The 14,242-nt window shown below is 75.2% G+C and carries 15 protein-coding genes; 9 read left to right on the top strand and 6 right to left on the bottom strand.

Annotated elements, in window-relative coordinates:
- Positions 1–327: 327 nt before the first annotated feature.
- The 7 genes from QK440_RS24910 (at position 328) to QK440_RS24880 (ending at position 6,785) form a co-directional block, all read left to right on the top strand.
- Entirely contained in the window at positions 328–480 is a 153-nt protein-coding gene (locus QK440_RS24910; protein WP_282795428.1) for a hypothetical protein, read from the top strand.
- A gap of 126 nt (positions 481–606) precedes the next feature.
- Entirely contained in the window at positions 607–1,857 is a 1,251-nt protein-coding gene (locus tag QK440_RS24905; RefSeq protein WP_282795427.1) for a hypothetical protein, read from the top strand.
- A gap of 55 nt (positions 1,858–1,912) precedes the next feature.
- Positions 1,913–2,530: a hypothetical protein gene (locus QK440_RS24900; protein WP_282795426.1), complete on the top strand. Its 618-nt coding sequence runs from the start codon at positions 1,913–1,915 to the stop codon at positions 2,528–2,530.
- 203 nt (positions 2,531–2,733) lie between these two features.
- On the top strand, positions 2,734–4,059 hold the full coding sequence (locus QK440_RS24895) for an MFS transporter (protein WP_282795440.1): 1,326 nt from the start codon (positions 2,734–2,736) through the stop codon (positions 4,057–4,059).
- A gap of 95 nt (positions 4,060–4,154) precedes the next feature.
- Positions 4,155–4,541: a hypothetical protein gene (locus tag QK440_RS24890; protein WP_282795425.1), complete on the top strand. Its 387-nt coding sequence runs from the start codon at positions 4,155–4,157 to the stop codon at positions 4,539–4,541.
- A gap of 62 nt (positions 4,542–4,603) precedes the next feature.
- On the top strand, positions 4,604–5,206 hold the full coding sequence (locus tag QK440_RS24885; protein ID WP_282795424.1) for a carbonic anhydrase: 603 nt from the start codon (positions 4,604–4,606) through the stop codon (positions 5,204–5,206).
- A gap of 58 nt (positions 5,207–5,264) precedes the next feature.
- Positions 5,265–6,785, top strand: coding sequence for a SulP family inorganic anion transporter (locus tag QK440_RS24880; protein WP_282795423.1), 1,521 nt, complete (start codon positions 5,265–5,267; stop codon positions 6,783–6,785).
- 71 nt (positions 6,786–6,856) lie between these two features.
- On the opposite strand, the gene QK440_RS24875 is transcribed toward QK440_RS24880, so the two are convergent.
- Entirely contained in the window at positions 6,857–7,363 is a 507-nt protein-coding gene (locus QK440_RS24875) for a MarR family transcriptional regulator (RefSeq protein WP_282795439.1), read from the bottom strand.
- A 246-nt stretch (positions 7,364–7,609) separates the two neighbouring features.
- Between QK440_RS24875 and QK440_RS24870 the strand changes: the two genes are divergently transcribed.
- Entirely contained in the window at positions 7,610–8,350 is a 741-nt protein-coding gene (locus QK440_RS24870; protein ID WP_282795422.1) for an SDR family oxidoreductase, read from the top strand.
- A gap of 274 nt (positions 8,351–8,624) precedes the next feature.
- The gene (locus tag QK440_RS24865) at positions 8,625–10,049 is read left to right on the top strand and encodes a hypothetical protein (RefSeq protein ID WP_282795421.1); all 1,425 of its coding nucleotides are present in this window, start codon (positions 8,625–8,627) and stop codon (positions 10,047–10,049) included.
- Between the two features lie 150 nt (positions 10,050–10,199).
- Here QK440_RS24865 and QK440_RS24860 read toward each other — a convergent pair whose 3' ends face one another.
- From QK440_RS24860 to QK440_RS24840, 5 genes are read right to left on the bottom strand one after another with little or no spacing between them, the layout of a single operon-like run.
- Positions 10,200–10,634 carry an SMI1/KNR4 family protein gene (locus QK440_RS24860; RefSeq protein ID WP_282795420.1) on the bottom strand — a complete coding sequence of 145 codons (435 nt, stop codon included), beginning with the start codon at positions 10,632–10,634 and terminating at the stop codon, positions 10,200–10,202.
- Positions 10,635–10,671: 37 nt separating this feature from the next.
- Entirely contained in the window at positions 10,672–11,598 is a 927-nt protein-coding gene (locus tag QK440_RS24855) for a 3-hydroxyacyl-CoA dehydrogenase family protein (protein ID WP_282795419.1), read from the bottom strand.
- 26 nt (positions 11,599–11,624) lie between these two features.
- Positions 11,625–12,722 carry an HAD-IIIC family phosphatase gene (locus QK440_RS24850; protein ID WP_282795418.1) on the bottom strand — a complete coding sequence of 366 codons (1,098 nt, stop codon included), beginning with the start codon at positions 12,720–12,722 and terminating at the stop codon, positions 11,625–11,627.
- Complete coding sequence (locus QK440_RS24845) at positions 12,719–13,942, bottom strand: acyl-CoA dehydrogenase family protein (RefSeq protein ID WP_282795417.1); 1,224 nt, start codon at positions 13,940–13,942, stop codon at positions 12,719–12,721. Before QK440_RS24845 ends, QK440_RS24850 begins: the two co-directional genes overlap by 4 nt.
- Entirely contained in the window at positions 13,939–14,223 is a 285-nt protein-coding gene (locus QK440_RS24840; RefSeq protein WP_282795416.1) for an acyl carrier protein, read from the bottom strand. The genes QK440_RS24845 and QK440_RS24840 overlap by 4 nt, the downstream gene beginning before the upstream one ends.
- Positions 14,224–14,242 lie beyond the last annotated feature (19 nt).

The raw sequence follows: 14,242 nt of genomic DNA, 5'->3' as shown, positions 1-14,242 counted from the left end.
TAGGTCCACCGCGTGCGGCCCGCGTAGGTCCACCACGTGTTCGCCCGCCGTGCGGTGGGGCGTGCGGTGGCGTTCGTCTGTCCGCGGTGGGGTGGAGCGGCCCCGGCGCACGCCCGTGCATGTGTCATGGCAGGCGCGTGAAGGGGTGGTGAATCGCGCTTCGCGCGCCGCTGGGGATCAAGCCAAAGACGGCGCGCCGGGCGGCTTTTGAGCCACTGTGCATTGCTCGCCTTTGACTTCCACTTGGTTTCGCTTTTACCTTCGATTGCGGCGGTGAACACGTACGGCACCCCCCGCCGTGCCCCTCACTCTTCCCTGGAGGTACCCGTGGAGAAGCTGATCGCGAAGATGGTCGAGGACGAGGTCTGGAACCAGTGGGCGGCCCTGAACTCCCCCGCGGCGTCCGGCAAGGACGGCTGTGTGAGCGCCGACAAGTCGGGGTGCATCAGCGCGTCGGCGAAGTCCGGCTGTATCTCCTGACCGTCACCTGACCATCACCTGAACTCCCGCACGCCTGTTCGTTGCCCTTGCTACGCCCGGTCCGGCTCGCCGCGCGGCGTGCCGGACCGGCGCCCCCCACACGCGTCAAGAGCCCGAAGGGTGGTCATGAACGGACAGCCCAGTGCCGACGTCGTCGCCCAGGTCAAGGACATCCCCCTGTACCGGACCTCCGTCGAGCGCGGCCACTTCCCCATCCTGGAGAAGCCGGAGATCGCCCGCGGCTTCCCCGACAACTGGATGACCCCGGCCCTGGCGGCCGCCCTCGACTCCGGCGAGGCGGAGTTCGTGCTCTCGACGGGCACCAACCACGCGCGGATGCAGATCATCCGCCCCCCGTACTTCCTGCTCACCTCCTACTACCGGCTGTGGAGCGAGCACCCCGACATCGCCCACACCTGGCACGAGGGGTGCCGGCGGGTCTCCCTCACCACCGTCCTCGCCACCGAGCACGTCGCCCGGGTCAACGCCCGCAAGCGGGGCGGCCCCCATGCGGAGCCCGACCCGCTGCCCGACCTGGAGCAACGGCGCCTGGACGAGCGGACGTTCTACGTCAACCTCCGGCGCGACCCGGCGCTGTGGGACCGCGCGGACGTCGAGCGGATGATCGACGAGATCCGCGCCGCGCAGGGCGCCCACCCGCACGGCGCGTACCACCTGGACTGCTCGGGACCGCACCTGGCCCACCTGGTGCGCAAGGCCGTCGACTGGGGGCTGTGGGCCACCTTCCCGCAGCCCGCCAGCATCGTGCACGCCTACGAGTACACGCCGCTGAACGTGCGGCGCTACCTACGGCACCACTTCGCCTGCCCGGTCGTCGACCTGTTCGGCAGCACCGAGCTGGGCTACCTCTTCTACAGCGACCGCACCGGCCGCTACCACCCGTACCTGGACCGGATGAGCGTCGAGCTGATCCCCGTCGAGCCGGGCGACCACCCCCTGTACGGCCTCATCGTGACCAGCCTCCGCAACCCCCACATGCCCCTGGTCCGCTACCGCTCGGGGGACTGCGTGCGCACCGAGGACGGTTCCGCCGACCCGGCCCGCATCTCCCGCTTCTGCGGCCGCGAGAAGGAGCTCCTGAGGACCGGCCACGGGCCCGTCGCGCAGGGCGACCTCGACGACGTGATCGCCGCCGCCTCGCCCCGTGTCTTCGTCCACCAGCTCGACGCCCGCGACCCGTCCCGCGCCCTGCTGCGCTACACCACCTTCGACGGCGCCCCGCTCGCGCCGGCCGAGGCCGACGCGCTGCGCCGCGGACTCGCCCGTCTGACCGCGCGCCACAGCGACGTGGAGCACCAACGGCACATCCCCATCGGTGCGTCGGGCAAGTACGCCTGGCTCGCCCAGGACGCCTGACCCCCCGCCGCGCCGCGCACCACGCGCCCACGCCCTCACGCCTTCCGGGAGCATCATGAGCACGCAGCCGACCGTGTCCGCCGACGACGCGGTGCGCGCCCACGACCGCGGGTCCGCCGCCGACCGAGGGCCCGTCGCCGACCGTGTGCCCGCGACGCCCGCGACCGCCGCCGACCCCGCCTCCCTGCTCGGCGACGCCCTGCACACCGAGGTGGTGGAGCACTTCACCACCACGACCGGCGCGCCCCGTGAGTACGTCGAGCGCCAGGTCACCGAGTGTCTGCGCTACCTCTACCTCGTCTCCCTCCACCCCGACCGGCTCGGCGGACTCTTCCTGCCCGTCGAGCAGGAGATCGACGAGATCTGGCACTACCTGATCCTCCAGACCCGCGAGTACCGCGACCTGTGCGAACACCGGCTGCCCGGCGGCTTCTTCGTCGAGCACCGCAGCATCGCCTACGACGAGTACCAGCGCGAACCGGGCCGGGAGCGCGCCGTCGAGCAGGCGCTGCGCTGGATACCCCTGTACGTGCGGGCGTTCGGCCCCTTCGACGAGGGCGCGCTGCCGCACTGGACCATCGTGCGCTTCCTGCACGAGCGGCTCGACATGTCCCTGGCCGAGATCAGCGCGCTGCCGCCCGCGGCGACGCCCCAGGGTGCGGGGGGAACGTGACCGGGTACACGCACGACGACACGAGCGCCGGCCCCGGCCGCTCCGCCGCGCGTCCGCGGCCGCACGACGCCCTGTCTCCCGCCCCCGAGCGTCCGCGCGCGCATGACGCCCCGTCTCCCGCCCCCGCGCGATCGTGGACCCATGACCACCCGTCTCCCGCCGCCGCGGACCCGCAGACGTACGACGGCCCGGCCACCCCTCCCGTGCCCGCCCGGGCCAGCGACACCGACCCGCCCGAGCAGCGCCGCGTCCTGACCGTCCTGGTCCTGTCCCAGGTGCTCGGCGGCGCCGGGCTCGCCGCCGGGATCACCGTCGGCGCGCTGCTCGCCGAGGAGATGCTCGGTTCGACGTCGCTGGCCGGGCTGCCCGCCGCCCTGTTCACCGGAGGCGCCGCCGTCGGCGCGGCGGGCGTGGGCCGGCTGTGCCAGCGCCGGGGCCGCCGCCCCGGCCTCGCCACCGGCTACGCTGTGGGCGCGCTCGGCAGCCTCGGCGTGGTCGTGGCCGCCGCCACGGACAGCGCCCCCCTGCTCTTCGTCTCCCTCGTCGTCTACGGCGCCGGTACGTCGACCAACCTGCTCGCGCGGTACGCGGGCGCCGACCTGGCAAGGCCCGAGCGGCGCGGCCGGGCCGTCAGCACCGTCCTGCTCGCCACCACCCTCGGAGCCGTGGCCGGCCCGAACCTGGTGACGCTGTCCGGCGCGGTCGCCCACGACTGGGGCCTGCCCCGGCTCGCCGGCCCGTTCCTGCTCGCGGTGGCGGCCTTCGCCGCGGCCGCCGTGGTCCTGGCCTGCTTCCTGCGGCCCGACCCGCTGCTCCTGGCCCGTGCCCGCGCGGCGGACCCGCCCACGGTGGACACGGCCGCACCGGAAACCACCCCGGCGCAAGGCCGCCCACCAGCACCCCCGGCGCAGGCATCCCCGGCACAGGCACCCCCGGCGGAAGCCACCGCGGCGGACGGCCGGGCCCTGGTCACCGGCGCCACCGTCATGGTGCTCACCCAGCTCGTGATGATCGCCATCATGACCATGACGCCCGTCCATATGCGCGCCCACGGCCACGGCACCCAGGCGACGGGTCTCGTCATCGCCCTGCACGTGGGCGCCATGTTCCTGCCCTCGCCCCTGACCGGGCGGCTCGTCGACCGCCTCGGCCCGCACCCGGTCGCCGCGGCCTCCGGCCTCACCCTGCTGGCCGCCGGGGCGACCGCCGCGCTCACCCCCGCGCACTCCACCCCAGGACTGGCCCTCGCCCTCGTCCTGCTCGGCCTCGGCTGGAACCTGGGGCTGCTCAGCGGCACCGCCCTGGTCACCGCCGCCGCGCCGCCCGCCACCCGGGCCGCCACGCAGGGCCTGGTCGACGTGGGCATCGCCGTCGCCGGTGCCACCGGAGGCATGGCGTCGGGCGTGGTCACCGCGTCCGGCGGCTTCCCGGTGCTCGCGCTCGGCGGGGGCGTGCTCGCCCTCGCCGTCCTGCCCGTCCTGCTCGTGACCGTCCGCCCCGCGCGCCGCCGCGGCCCCGAGACCACCTGACGACGATGAAGCCCCCCACCACCCACCGACCGGACCGGCGGCCGGGCCGCGCCGGCCGCTGCCCCGGCCCCGCGCCCAGGGCGCGCCACCGGGCCGTGACCACCCTGCTCGTCCTGCTCTCGCTGCTGTGCGGCGGCATGGCCCCGGCCGTCGCCGCCGCGCCCGGCCCGGCGGCGGCCCCCGCCGGCCCCGTCACGCCCGTCACCCCCGCACTCGGACCGGCGGAAGCACCCCCGCCGACCGCGGACACCCGGGAACGCACGGCCAGGGACGGCGAGGTGCACCACCCCCCGTGCCACTTCGCCCGCGCCCACGACTCCCGTACCTCATCGGCGTACGGCAGGCGCGGCCGGGACCGGGCGCACCCCCCGGCTTCGCACGCCCGCACCGGCACGGACACCGCCCCCGGACCGGCGGGCCCCGAACGGGCCCTGAGAACCGGCGTCCAACTGCTCCTCCTGTACTGCGTGGCGCGCTCCTGACGGGCGGCTCGGCCCCGCGCGACGCACCACCCCACACCGACACCACAGGAGGCGTCTTCGTCATGGAGACCTTCATCAACCACGCCCGCGGCCTGCACGCCCGGATCTCCGCGCGGCGCGAGGAGCAGGAGACGTTCGGACGGCTCGCCGCCGGCCAGTCCCCGCTCGCCCTGTTCATCACCTGCTCCGACTCCCGCGTCGTCCCCTCCCTGATCACCGGGGCCCGCCCCGGCGACCTGTTCGAGCTGCGCACCGCGGGCAACGCCGTGCCGCCGTACGAGGAGGGCCGCCCGGCGTGCGCCGAGGCCGCCACCATCGAGTACGCGATGTGCGTGCTGCGCGTCGCCGACATCGTGGTCTGCGGCCACTCGCACTGCGGCGCCGTCGGCGCCAAGGCCCGCGGCGAGGACCTCGCCGCCCTGCCCGCCGTACGGGACTGGCTCGACCGCCAGCTCCCCGGCGGACTCCCCGCCGACGACGGGCCCGCGGTCGCCGGCGCCGTCCAGCGCCACGTACGCGAACAGCTCGGACGGCTGCGCTCCTACCCCTGCGTCCAAGAGCGCCTCGACGCCGGGGAGGTGCGCCTGCACGGCTGGTACTACGAGGTCCACACCGGCCTGGTGGCGGCGTACCACCCCGAGTCCGACCTGTTCCTTCCGCTGTGACCCCACGGGACCCGTGACTTCCATGAAAGCTGACGTACCGACCATGAAAAGGCCCTCAGTGCGTGATCTCTCCACACTGCGCGCGGACTTCACCGCGTCCGTCGTGGTCTTCCTCGTCGCCGTCCCCCTGTGCGTCGGAGTGGCCGTCGCCTCCGGCGTCCCGGCCGAACTCGGCCTGGTCACCGGCATCGTCGGCGGCCTCCTGACCGGTCTGCTGCCCGGCTCGAGCCTCCAGGTCAGCGGCCCCGCCGCCGGGCTGACCGTCCTGGTGTACGAGGCCGTGCAGGAGTACGGGCTCAAGGCGCTCGGCGCCCTGGTGCTCATCGCCGGGCTCCTGCAACTGGCCATGGGCGCCCTGAAACTGGGTCGCTGGTTCCGCGCCATCTCCGTCGCGGTGGTCCAGGGCATGCTCGCCGGCATCGGCCTCGTCCTCATCGCCGGGCAGCTCTACGCGCTCGTCGACGCCGAGGCACCCGCCTCCGGCCTCGACAAGATCGCCGAACTGCCCCGGCTCGCCGCCGACACGGCCGGGTCGGGCGACGCCCTGACCGCGTTCGCCGTCGGCGCCGGCACCATCGCCGTCCTGGTGCTGTGGCCGCGCTGGCGCCGGGCGGCACGCATCCTGCCCGCGCCGCTCGCGGCGGTCGCCCTCGCCACCCTCGCGGTCTTCGCCCTGGACCTGCCGGTGGCCAAGGTCGAGGTGCAGGGCCTGATCGACGTGGTGCAGCCGCCGGGCGGCGACGCGTTCTCCGCCCTGGTGGAGGGCGGCGCCCTCGCGGGCGCGCTCGGCACCATCCTCGCGTTCACCCTGATCGCGTCCGCGGAGTCGCTGTTCAGCGCCGCCGCCGTCGACCGGATGCACGACGGCCCGCGCACCGACTACGACAAGGAGCTGATGGCCCAGGGCGCGGGCAACGCCGTCTGCGGGGCGCTCGGGGCGCTCCCGATGACCGCGGTGATCGTCCGCAGCTCCGCCAACGTACGGGCGGGCGCCAGGACCAAGGCGTCCCGCGTGCTGCACGGCGTGTGGCTGCTCGCGTTCGCCGCGGCGTTCCCGGCGGCCCTCGGCGTCATACCCGTCGCGACGCTCGCCGGGGTCCTCGTGCACGCGGGCTGGAAGCTCATCCCCGTCAAGGACTTCGGGCCGCTGTGGCGCGAACACCGCGGCGAGGCCCTGGTCCTGGCCGTCACGGCCCTGGCGATCGTGGGCACCAACATGTTCGAGGGCGTCCTCATCGGCCTCGGCCTCGCCGTCGTCAAGACGGCCTGGGAGACCTCCCACGTCCACCTGGAGGTCGACGGCCTCGAAGGCACCGGCACGGTCCGCGTCCGGGTGGTCGGCAACGCCACCTTCCTGCGCCTGCCGAAGCTCCTCGACCAGTTGGAGGCGCTGCCGTCCGACCGCAGGACCCACCTCGACCTGTCGGGCCTGCGCCACCTGGACCACGCCTGCGCCATGGCCCTCGCCACCTGGGCCGAACGGCACGGGACGGTCGCGGCGGACGACGACGCGCTGCCACCCGTGGAGGGAGACATAACCGCCCCCGCGCGCAAGGAGACCGCGGGCGCGCCGAGCTGAGGCGCCGGGCGCGGCCCGGGGGCGGGCGACCGCTCCCGGGCCGCGCCGTGCCGGGTGTCCCGCGGCCGGTGTCAGACGTGGCCCACCTGGCTGAGCCCGTGGTCGCCGACGCGGCGCTGGACGTCCTCCAGCAGCACGCGCAGCAACCCGGCCAACTGGGCCTGCTGCTCGGGGGTCAGCGAGCCGATCAACTCGGCGTCCCGGTGCAGCACTTGGTCCACCGTCGCCTCCACGAGGTCGTGCCCGGCCTCCGTCAGGGTGACCAGGACCGCGCGGGAGCGGTCCGCCGCCGGGCGGCGGGTCACCAGGCCCTCGCGCTCGGCCCGGGCGAGGCGCTGGGACACGGCGCCCGCCGTCACCAGGCAGCGGCGCCCGATCTCCCGGGTGTTCAGGGTGTACGGCGGCCCGCTGCGGCGCAGCACGCTCAGCAGGTCCAGCGTCGCGGTGTCGACACCGGCGCGGGACAGGACGGCGCGCCGGTCGTCCCCGAAGAGCTTGGCCAACTGCCAGATCGGCGTGACGATCCCGATCGAGTCGACCGGCGTCCCGGGGCGCTCGCGCTGCCAGGCCTCGGCGATGGTCCTGGCGGTGTCCTCGGGGGCGGACGCGCCCCGCGGGACGGAGGTGCCCTCAGGGGCGGAGGCGCCGCCCGGGGCGAAGGCGTCCTCGGAGTCGGGGGCTGGCGTCCCCGCCCCGCCGCCCCCGCGCGCCGCGGTCGCGCCGACGCCCCGCTCCTCCTGTGGGTCCCTTGTCACCGGCAGCTCCCTCGTACTACGTTTAGCTCTAAATTTAGGCCTATACGATCCTGGTAGGGAGCTCAGCATATGGCACGCACCATCCTGGTCACCGGTGGCGGCACGGGCATCGGCCGGGCCGTCGCGCTCCACTTCGCCGGACAGGGGGACGAGGTGATCGTCACCGGCCGCCGCCCCGGCCCGCTGGAGCGGCTGGCCGAGGAGGCGGGCGTCCGCGCCCTGCTCTGCGACCACACCCGGCCGGAGGAGCTCGTCCGGCTCCTGGACGACCTCCCGCCGCGACTCGACGTACTGGTCAACAACGCGGGCGGCAACGTCGAATTCGACAGCGACACGGACACCGACTCCGGCGCCGACGGCAAGGCGGACCTGGAGTCCTACGCCCGTGCCTTCCGCGCCAACCTCGACGCCAACCTGCTCAGCGCCGCGCTCACCACCAAGGCCGTGCACCACCGTCTGGCCGAGGGCGGCGCCGTCGTGCACATCGGCTCCATCGCCGCCGACCAGGGAGGCTCCTACGGCGCGGCCAAGGCGGGCCTGTCCACCTGGAACATCGGCCTGGCGGCGGACCTGGGCGCGCGCGGCGTCACCGCCAACGTGGTCGCCCCCGGCTACATCGCCGACACGGAGTTCTTCCGGGACAAGCTCGCCGACGGGCGGCGGGACCAGCTCGTGGCGGCCACCGCCACCGGCCGCCCGGGCACCCCCGACGACGTCGCCGGAGCCGTGGCCTTCCTCGCCTCCCCGGCGGCCCGCCACGTCACCGGCCAGGTCCTGCACGTGAACGGCGGGGCGCGCGCGACCCGTTGAGCCGGGCCCCGGCCCGGTCCGCCGCCGTCGGCCGCCCCCCCGGAGGGGCGGTGGCGCACCGTACTCTCCGAACTCCCCGACGAACCCGCGTAACCCGGCACGGCGCGGGCACCCGGCAACCACGCGACGCGCGCACGAGCGCCACGAGGTGACGGACCGGCGCAGCGTCCGGCGTCGCGGTGCGGGACCGGAGCCTCCGCCCGCACACGGCTTCGCGAATCGGCTGGGGGGACGTATGCCGGAAGCAGTGGACAGGGGCGGGCGAGAGCTGCCCATGTGGGTCGTCGGATTCGACGCCGAGGCGGCCGCGCCGGACGAGGAACAGGCGGACCGGCTGGTGCGGGCGGTGCGCGCGGCGGAGGTCCGCCACCTGATCGTCCTCGCCCACGCCGCCCACAACGACGAGGAGACGGCGGACCGCGTCCACGACCGCTGCCGCGCCCTGCTGGCGGAGGCGGGCTGCGGGGAGGGCGTCGGCCTGGTGGCGGTGCGCTGGCCGGGCATGTGCTTCGCACCGGCCGACGACGACCGGAAACCCCGGGTCACGGACGGCGACCTCGCGGCACTGCGGCACGTCTTCCCCGGCGGCGACAAGGTCCTGACCGGGCTGCGCGACCTGCTGGACGCGCGGCCCCAGAAGAACGGCGCCCTGGACGACCTCGGCATCGGCCTGCGCCGGCTGTCCGAACAGCCCCTGGACGACCCGCTGCACGCCTACGGCACCGACCTCGGCGCCGACGTCCTGCCGCAGACCGACCCGGCCATGCTCATCGACAGCCCCGCCCAGGTGTGCGAGGGCTTCGCCGAGGCGCTGGAGTGGGCCCGTGAGGAGACCGCCCGGGTGGCGGAGCGCGAGCCGGAGCGCTTCGAGGAGCCGCACGCCGCCTCCAGCGCTCCCGACGTGTCGGAGCACGGCACGATCACGGAGACCGACACCCCGGGGCCGCGGCCCGCCGACGACCCCACCGAGTGCCTGGAACGGCCCGAGTCGCTCGCCCCCAGCGAGCGTCCGCTGCGCGCCGCCGAGAACGGGCACGAGCTCGAACGCAGGTGGGACGGCGCGCACCAGATGCTGTGCCAGGTCACGTCGTACGCCGTCCGCAGGCACGCCGGTCTGATCGGCGAGCACGGCCTCGCCCCGCTGCTGCGGCACCTGCGCGCGGAGCTGCCCGACACGCGGCTCCACCTCGTCGGCCACGGCCCGGGCGCCCGCCTGGTGGCGTACGCCGCGCGGGGCCTCGACGCCGAGGAGCCGCCCATCGCCTCGCTCTGCCTGTTCCAGGCGGCCATCTCGCACTTCGCCTTCGCCGACCACATGCCCCAGCTCAGCGGCGGGGGAGCGCTGGCGGGGCTCGACGGCCGGGTCGCCGGGCCCGTGGTGTGCACCTACTCGCACCACGACCTGGAACTCGGCCTGTTCTTCCCGCTGGCCTGCCGCAGGATCGGCGACGGCGCCCTCCTGTCCGGCGCCGGCCGCATGTGGGGAGCCCTCGGCTACGACGGCGTCCAGGGGATCGACGGCAGCCTCACCCTCACCCTCGCCGACGCGCTCACCGAGGGCGCGCTGCCCGAAACCGGTTACGTCAGCGTCGACGCCTCGGAGGTCATCCGCGAGGGCGGCCCACCCCAGGGCGCCCACCACGACGTCTTCCACCCCCACCTCGCCCACCTGATCCGGATGGCGGGACGCCTGCCCTGAACCGGCCGGTCCGCCCGGCGACTCGCCCTCGTACCGGCGACCCGCCGACGCGACGGCGGGGCCCGCGCCGACGATCCACGTACACCGTGAACGGCGCGGCCCCGGCCCGGACTTCGCGGCAGCGCCGGCGACGGGGCGCTGCCCGTTCCGCTACCTGTACCAGTCGTCCCCGCCGTCCCTGAGGGACCGGCCGAGGTAGTCCCGCAGGTCCCGGGCGACCCACCGGCGGCTGTCGTCCTCGTGGTCCCACACGTAGACGTCGTCCCGGGCCGGTGACCGGACGAAGGCGAACTGGTCGCCGCCTCCGTTGTCACCGAAGAAGAGCAGGGGGTCGAACGACATGTACAGGCTGGCGAAGACGGGGTCCGACCAGAAGCGGAGGTTGTCCTCGACGACCCGCGCGAGCGGCCAGACCGTGTCCGCGCCGTCGTGCCCCACCACGCCGTCGGTCTCCTGCAGCAGGCTCGCCAGGACCGTCGGCAGACGACAGCCGAGCCGTTGCTCCGCCGCGGCCACCGCGGCCGAGTCGACCGGGGCGGCGAACTCGGCCTCGGGAAACACCTCGCCTGCGAGCCTTCTCCACATGGGCGCAGCGTAGACGTGCCCGCCGGCCCCGGCTCCGTCACCTCCCCCGGGGCACCCCCGACCGCGGCCCCCCGTAGCGGTGGAAGCCCCGGCCCGTCTTGCGGCCGTGGTGGCCTGCGGTGACCAGGCGGCGTAGTTCCTCGCAGGGGTGGAAGCGCTCGTCGCCGGTGCATTCGAGGAGGACGTACAGGGTGTCCACGATGGTGTCGAGGCCGATCAGGTCGCCGGTGGCCAGGGGGCCCATGGTGTGGCCGAAGCACTGCTCGAAGATCCGGTCCACCGTCGCCGGGTCGGCGGTGCCCTGCTGGACCACGGTGGCGGCCTCGTTGACCGTGAGCATCAGGACCCGGTTGGAGACGAAGCCGGGGCCGTCGGCGACCACGATGCCCTGCTTGCCGAGGTCCGCGAGCAGGGCGAGGGCCGCCTCCAGGGTCGCGTCGGACGTCCGGGGGCCGCGGACCACCTCCACGGCCTCCTTCATCGGCGCCGGGTTCATGAAGTGCAGGCCGAGCACCCGCTCCGGCCTCCTCGTGCGCGCGGCGAGCCGCTCGACCGGGATGGCCGAGGTGCCCGTCGCGAGCACCGCGCCGGGCGGGCACACCTGGTCCAGGTCGTGGAAGAGCCTCTCCTTCAGCGGGATGCGCTCCGGCGCGCAGTCGACGACGAACCGCGCACCGGCCAGGTCCTCCAGGTGCGGCGTCCAGGCGACCGCCGTCAGGGCCCGGTCCATCGGGACGGCCGCGGGTGCCTTGCGGACCATCCTGGCCAGTCTGATGCCGTCGCGGAGCCGCGCCGGGGCGGTGGCGAGGGCGCTCTCCGCGGGGTCGACGGCCACCACCTGGTGGCCGGCCTCGGCAAGGCACTGGGCGATGCCCACGCCCATCGTCCCGGCGCCGACCACGCCGATGACGCCCTTCTCCGAGGCATGGGGGGTGCCGGTGTTCCCGGCTTCGTCCTGGTGCATGGGGGCCTCCCTCTTCGCGGCGCCGGTCACGCGGTCACCACCCGTACCGGGTGGTTGCGGGCGGGCGGCGGGTGGTTCGGGTCGACGGCCAGGGTCATCCGGTCCCCGGCGTCCTCCACCACCGCGAACCCGCTGAAGCGGAGCGTGACCAGCATCTGCCGGTTGACGCCGGTGGGGACGAACTCCGCGACCGGGCGGCGGCCCGCGGCCAGGGACCGCGTCACGATGTGGTCGATGAGCACCGCGCCGACGCCGCGGGACATCACCCGGCAGGACATCAGCAGCAGCTCCAGCACGGTCGCGTCGTCCCGCAGCGCGGTGACCGCGAGCCCGATGGTGCCGTAGGAGCCGAAGCGGTCCGTGAGCCCGGCGACGAGCACCTCGTGCCCGGGGTCCTCGCACAGCCGGCGCAGCTCGTCCAGGTCGAAGGTGCGGCCGGTGGTGTTGAGCTGGTGCGTGCGCACGGTCAGTTCGTGCGCGCGGGCCAGATCGGTGCCGGTGGCCCGCCGGACCGTGAGGACCAGGTCGAGCGAGGCCAGGAACTCCGCGGGCGGGCCGGTGTGCCCGGCCTCGGCGGCCTTGCGCCGCCGCTCGGTGCGGTAGAGCCGGCGCCGCTGCGCCGACTCGTCCGTCAGGAACTCCGGCGTGAACTCCGCGTACGAAGGCAGGAGTTCGGCCTCGTGGGCGGGGTAGCAGCGCACGTCCGGCAGCGCGGCGGCCACCTCGGCCCGCTCCACCGCGTCGTTGTCGACGAACGCGACCGTGTCGAGCCCGATGTTCAGCTCGGCGGCGATCCGCTCGACGGCCCGGGACTTGGCGCCCCAGCCCACCTCCAGGACGGTGAAGAGGGCGTCGAGCCCGTGCGCGGCCAGGTGGCCCGCGGCGACGTCGTACTCGCCGCGGCTGGCCACCGCGTGCAGGATGCCGCGCCGGTCGAGGGCGTGCAGGGTCCGCACCGCGGCCGCGAAGGGCACGGGCGCGTCGCCCTCCAGCACGACGCCGTCCCACAGGGTGTCGTCCAGGTCCCAGACCAGGCACTTCACCGTGGGCTGCGGGGCCCGCGCGGGAGGCGTCCCGGGCTCGGCCGCGGTCCCCTCGCGCGGGCCGCGGGTCTGTGCGTTCACCGGGGTTCCCCCTCTCGCTCCGGCCGCCACCGGCCCGGCCCGTGTCCGTGGGCCCGCAGCAGGTGGTCGGCGATGTGCAGCTCGGACACCTGCGCCGAGCCCTCGATGATCTCCATGACCTTGGCGTCCCGGTAGCAGCGGGCCACCAGGCTGTCGGGGGCGCAGCCGGCCGCGCCCATGACCTGCACCGCGCTGCCCGCCACCGAGGTGGCGGCGCGGGCGGCGGCGTACTTGGCGGCGACCGTCTCCACCACGGCGGCCGGGTCGCGGGCCGCCCGCAGCCGGGCCGCCCGCAGGCACAGCTCCCGGGCGGCCCGGCCGTCCACCACCGCGCGCCCGAGAAGCGCGCGCACCTGCTGGTGCCCGGCGAGGGCCACCCCGCCCTGCGTACGCCGTACGGCGTGCTCGGCGGCCGCGCCCAGACACGCCTCGGCCATCCCGACGCAGCCCCAGGCCACCGTGAACCGCCCGTGGTCGAGCGCGGTGCCCACCACGTGCGACAGGCCGAACCCGGGCGGAGCGACCAGGTTCTCGCGCGGTACGCGCACGCCGTCGAACCGCACGTGCGCCACCTGGGCCGCGCGCAGCCCGAGCTGGCCGCGCACCGGCTCGCGCCGGACACCGGGCCGGTCCGCCTCGACGAGCGCCACGACGGGCCGCCCGCCCGTGCCGTCCGTGCCGTCCGTGCCGTCCGTGCCATCCGAGCCGCCCGCGCCACCCGTGCGGCCCAGGACCAGGTACACATCCGCGATCTCGCCGAAGGTGATCCAGCGCTTCTCGCCGATCACCGTGTACGCGTCGCCGTGCGGCTCGACCGCCGTGGTGACGGCGGCGAGGTCGCTGCCCGCCTCCGTCTCCGTCGCGGCGAAGGCGGCGAGCAGCTCGCCTCGGGCGAGCGCGGGCAGCCACCGCTCGCGCTGCTCGGCGGTGCCCCAGCGCAACAGGGCCGCGCCGACCATGCCCTGCACGGTGACAAGGCCGCGCAGCGAGCCGCACACCCCGCCGAGCCGGGCGCACACCTCGCCGAGCTGGGCGGGCGTGGCGCCGAGCCCGCCGTGGCGGGGCGGCAGGTCCGCGCCGAGCAGCCCCTCGCGGGCGGCCTCCCGGCGCACCTCGGCGGGCAGTTCGCCGCGCGCGTCCCAGGCGGCGGCGTCCCCGCGCACCGCGTCGGCGAACGCGGCCCCCAGGGCCGTGAGGTCCACCGCGGTGGCGCCGTTCACGCCGCCGCGCCCCGGCCGGCGGTCTTGACCAGGACGAAGTCCCGCAGCCGCCCGAGGGTGCGGAAGTGGTCCAGGTCGAGGTCGTCGACGGTGACCTCGACGCCGTACCGCTGCTCGACGAAGTTCACCAGCTCGATCGCGAACAGGGAGTTGACCAGGCCGAGGGCGAAGTAGTCCTCGTCCGGGCCCAGTTCGCGGCCGAGGTGGCCGGACAGGTACGCGTGCAGTTCCTCGGTCACGGACGCAGCGTCGGCGGCGCCCGTCCCGTTCGGGGTGTCCATGCGGGCCCTTCTCTCTCGC

It is taken from the genome of Streptomyces sp. CC224B, from assembly GCF_030010595.1.
Taxonomy (GTDB): Bacteria; Actinomycetota; Actinomycetes; order Streptomycetales; family Streptomycetaceae; genus Streptomyces; species Streptomyces longispororuber.
The sequence above is the reverse complement of the archived record's forward strand: the minus strand, read 5'-3'. Positions and strand labels throughout refer to the sequence as shown.

Coding starts and splice junctions, on each gene's coding strand:
- QK440_RS24905 (WP_282795427.1), top strand. CDS start 607: ATGAACGGACAGCCCAGTGCCGACGTCGTCGCCCAGGTCAAGGACATC.
- QK440_RS24900 (WP_282795426.1), top strand. CDS start 1,913: ATGAGCACGCAGCCGACCGTGTCCGCCGACGACGCGGTGCGCGCCCAC.
- QK440_RS24885 (WP_282795424.1), top strand. CDS start 4,604: ATGGAGACCTTCATCAACCACGCCCGCGGCCTGCACGCCCGGATCTCC.
- QK440_RS24870 (WP_282795422.1), top strand. CDS start 7,610: ATGGCACGCACCATCCTGGTCACCGGTGGCGGCACGGGCATCGGCCGG.
- QK440_RS24865 (WP_282795421.1), top strand. CDS start 8,625: ATGTGGGTCGTCGGATTCGACGCCGAGGCGGCCGCGCCGGACGAGGAA.
- QK440_RS24860 (WP_282795420.1), bottom strand. CDS start 10,634: ATGTGGAGAAGGCTCGCAGGCGAGGTGTTTCCCGAGGCCGAGTTCGCC.
- QK440_RS24855 (WP_282795419.1), bottom strand. CDS start 11,598: ATGCACCAGGACGAAGCCGGGAACACCGGCACCCCCCATGCCTCGGAG.
- QK440_RS24840 (WP_282795416.1), bottom strand. CDS start 14,223: ATGGACACCCCGAACGGGACGGGCGCCGCCGACGCTGCGTCCGTGACC.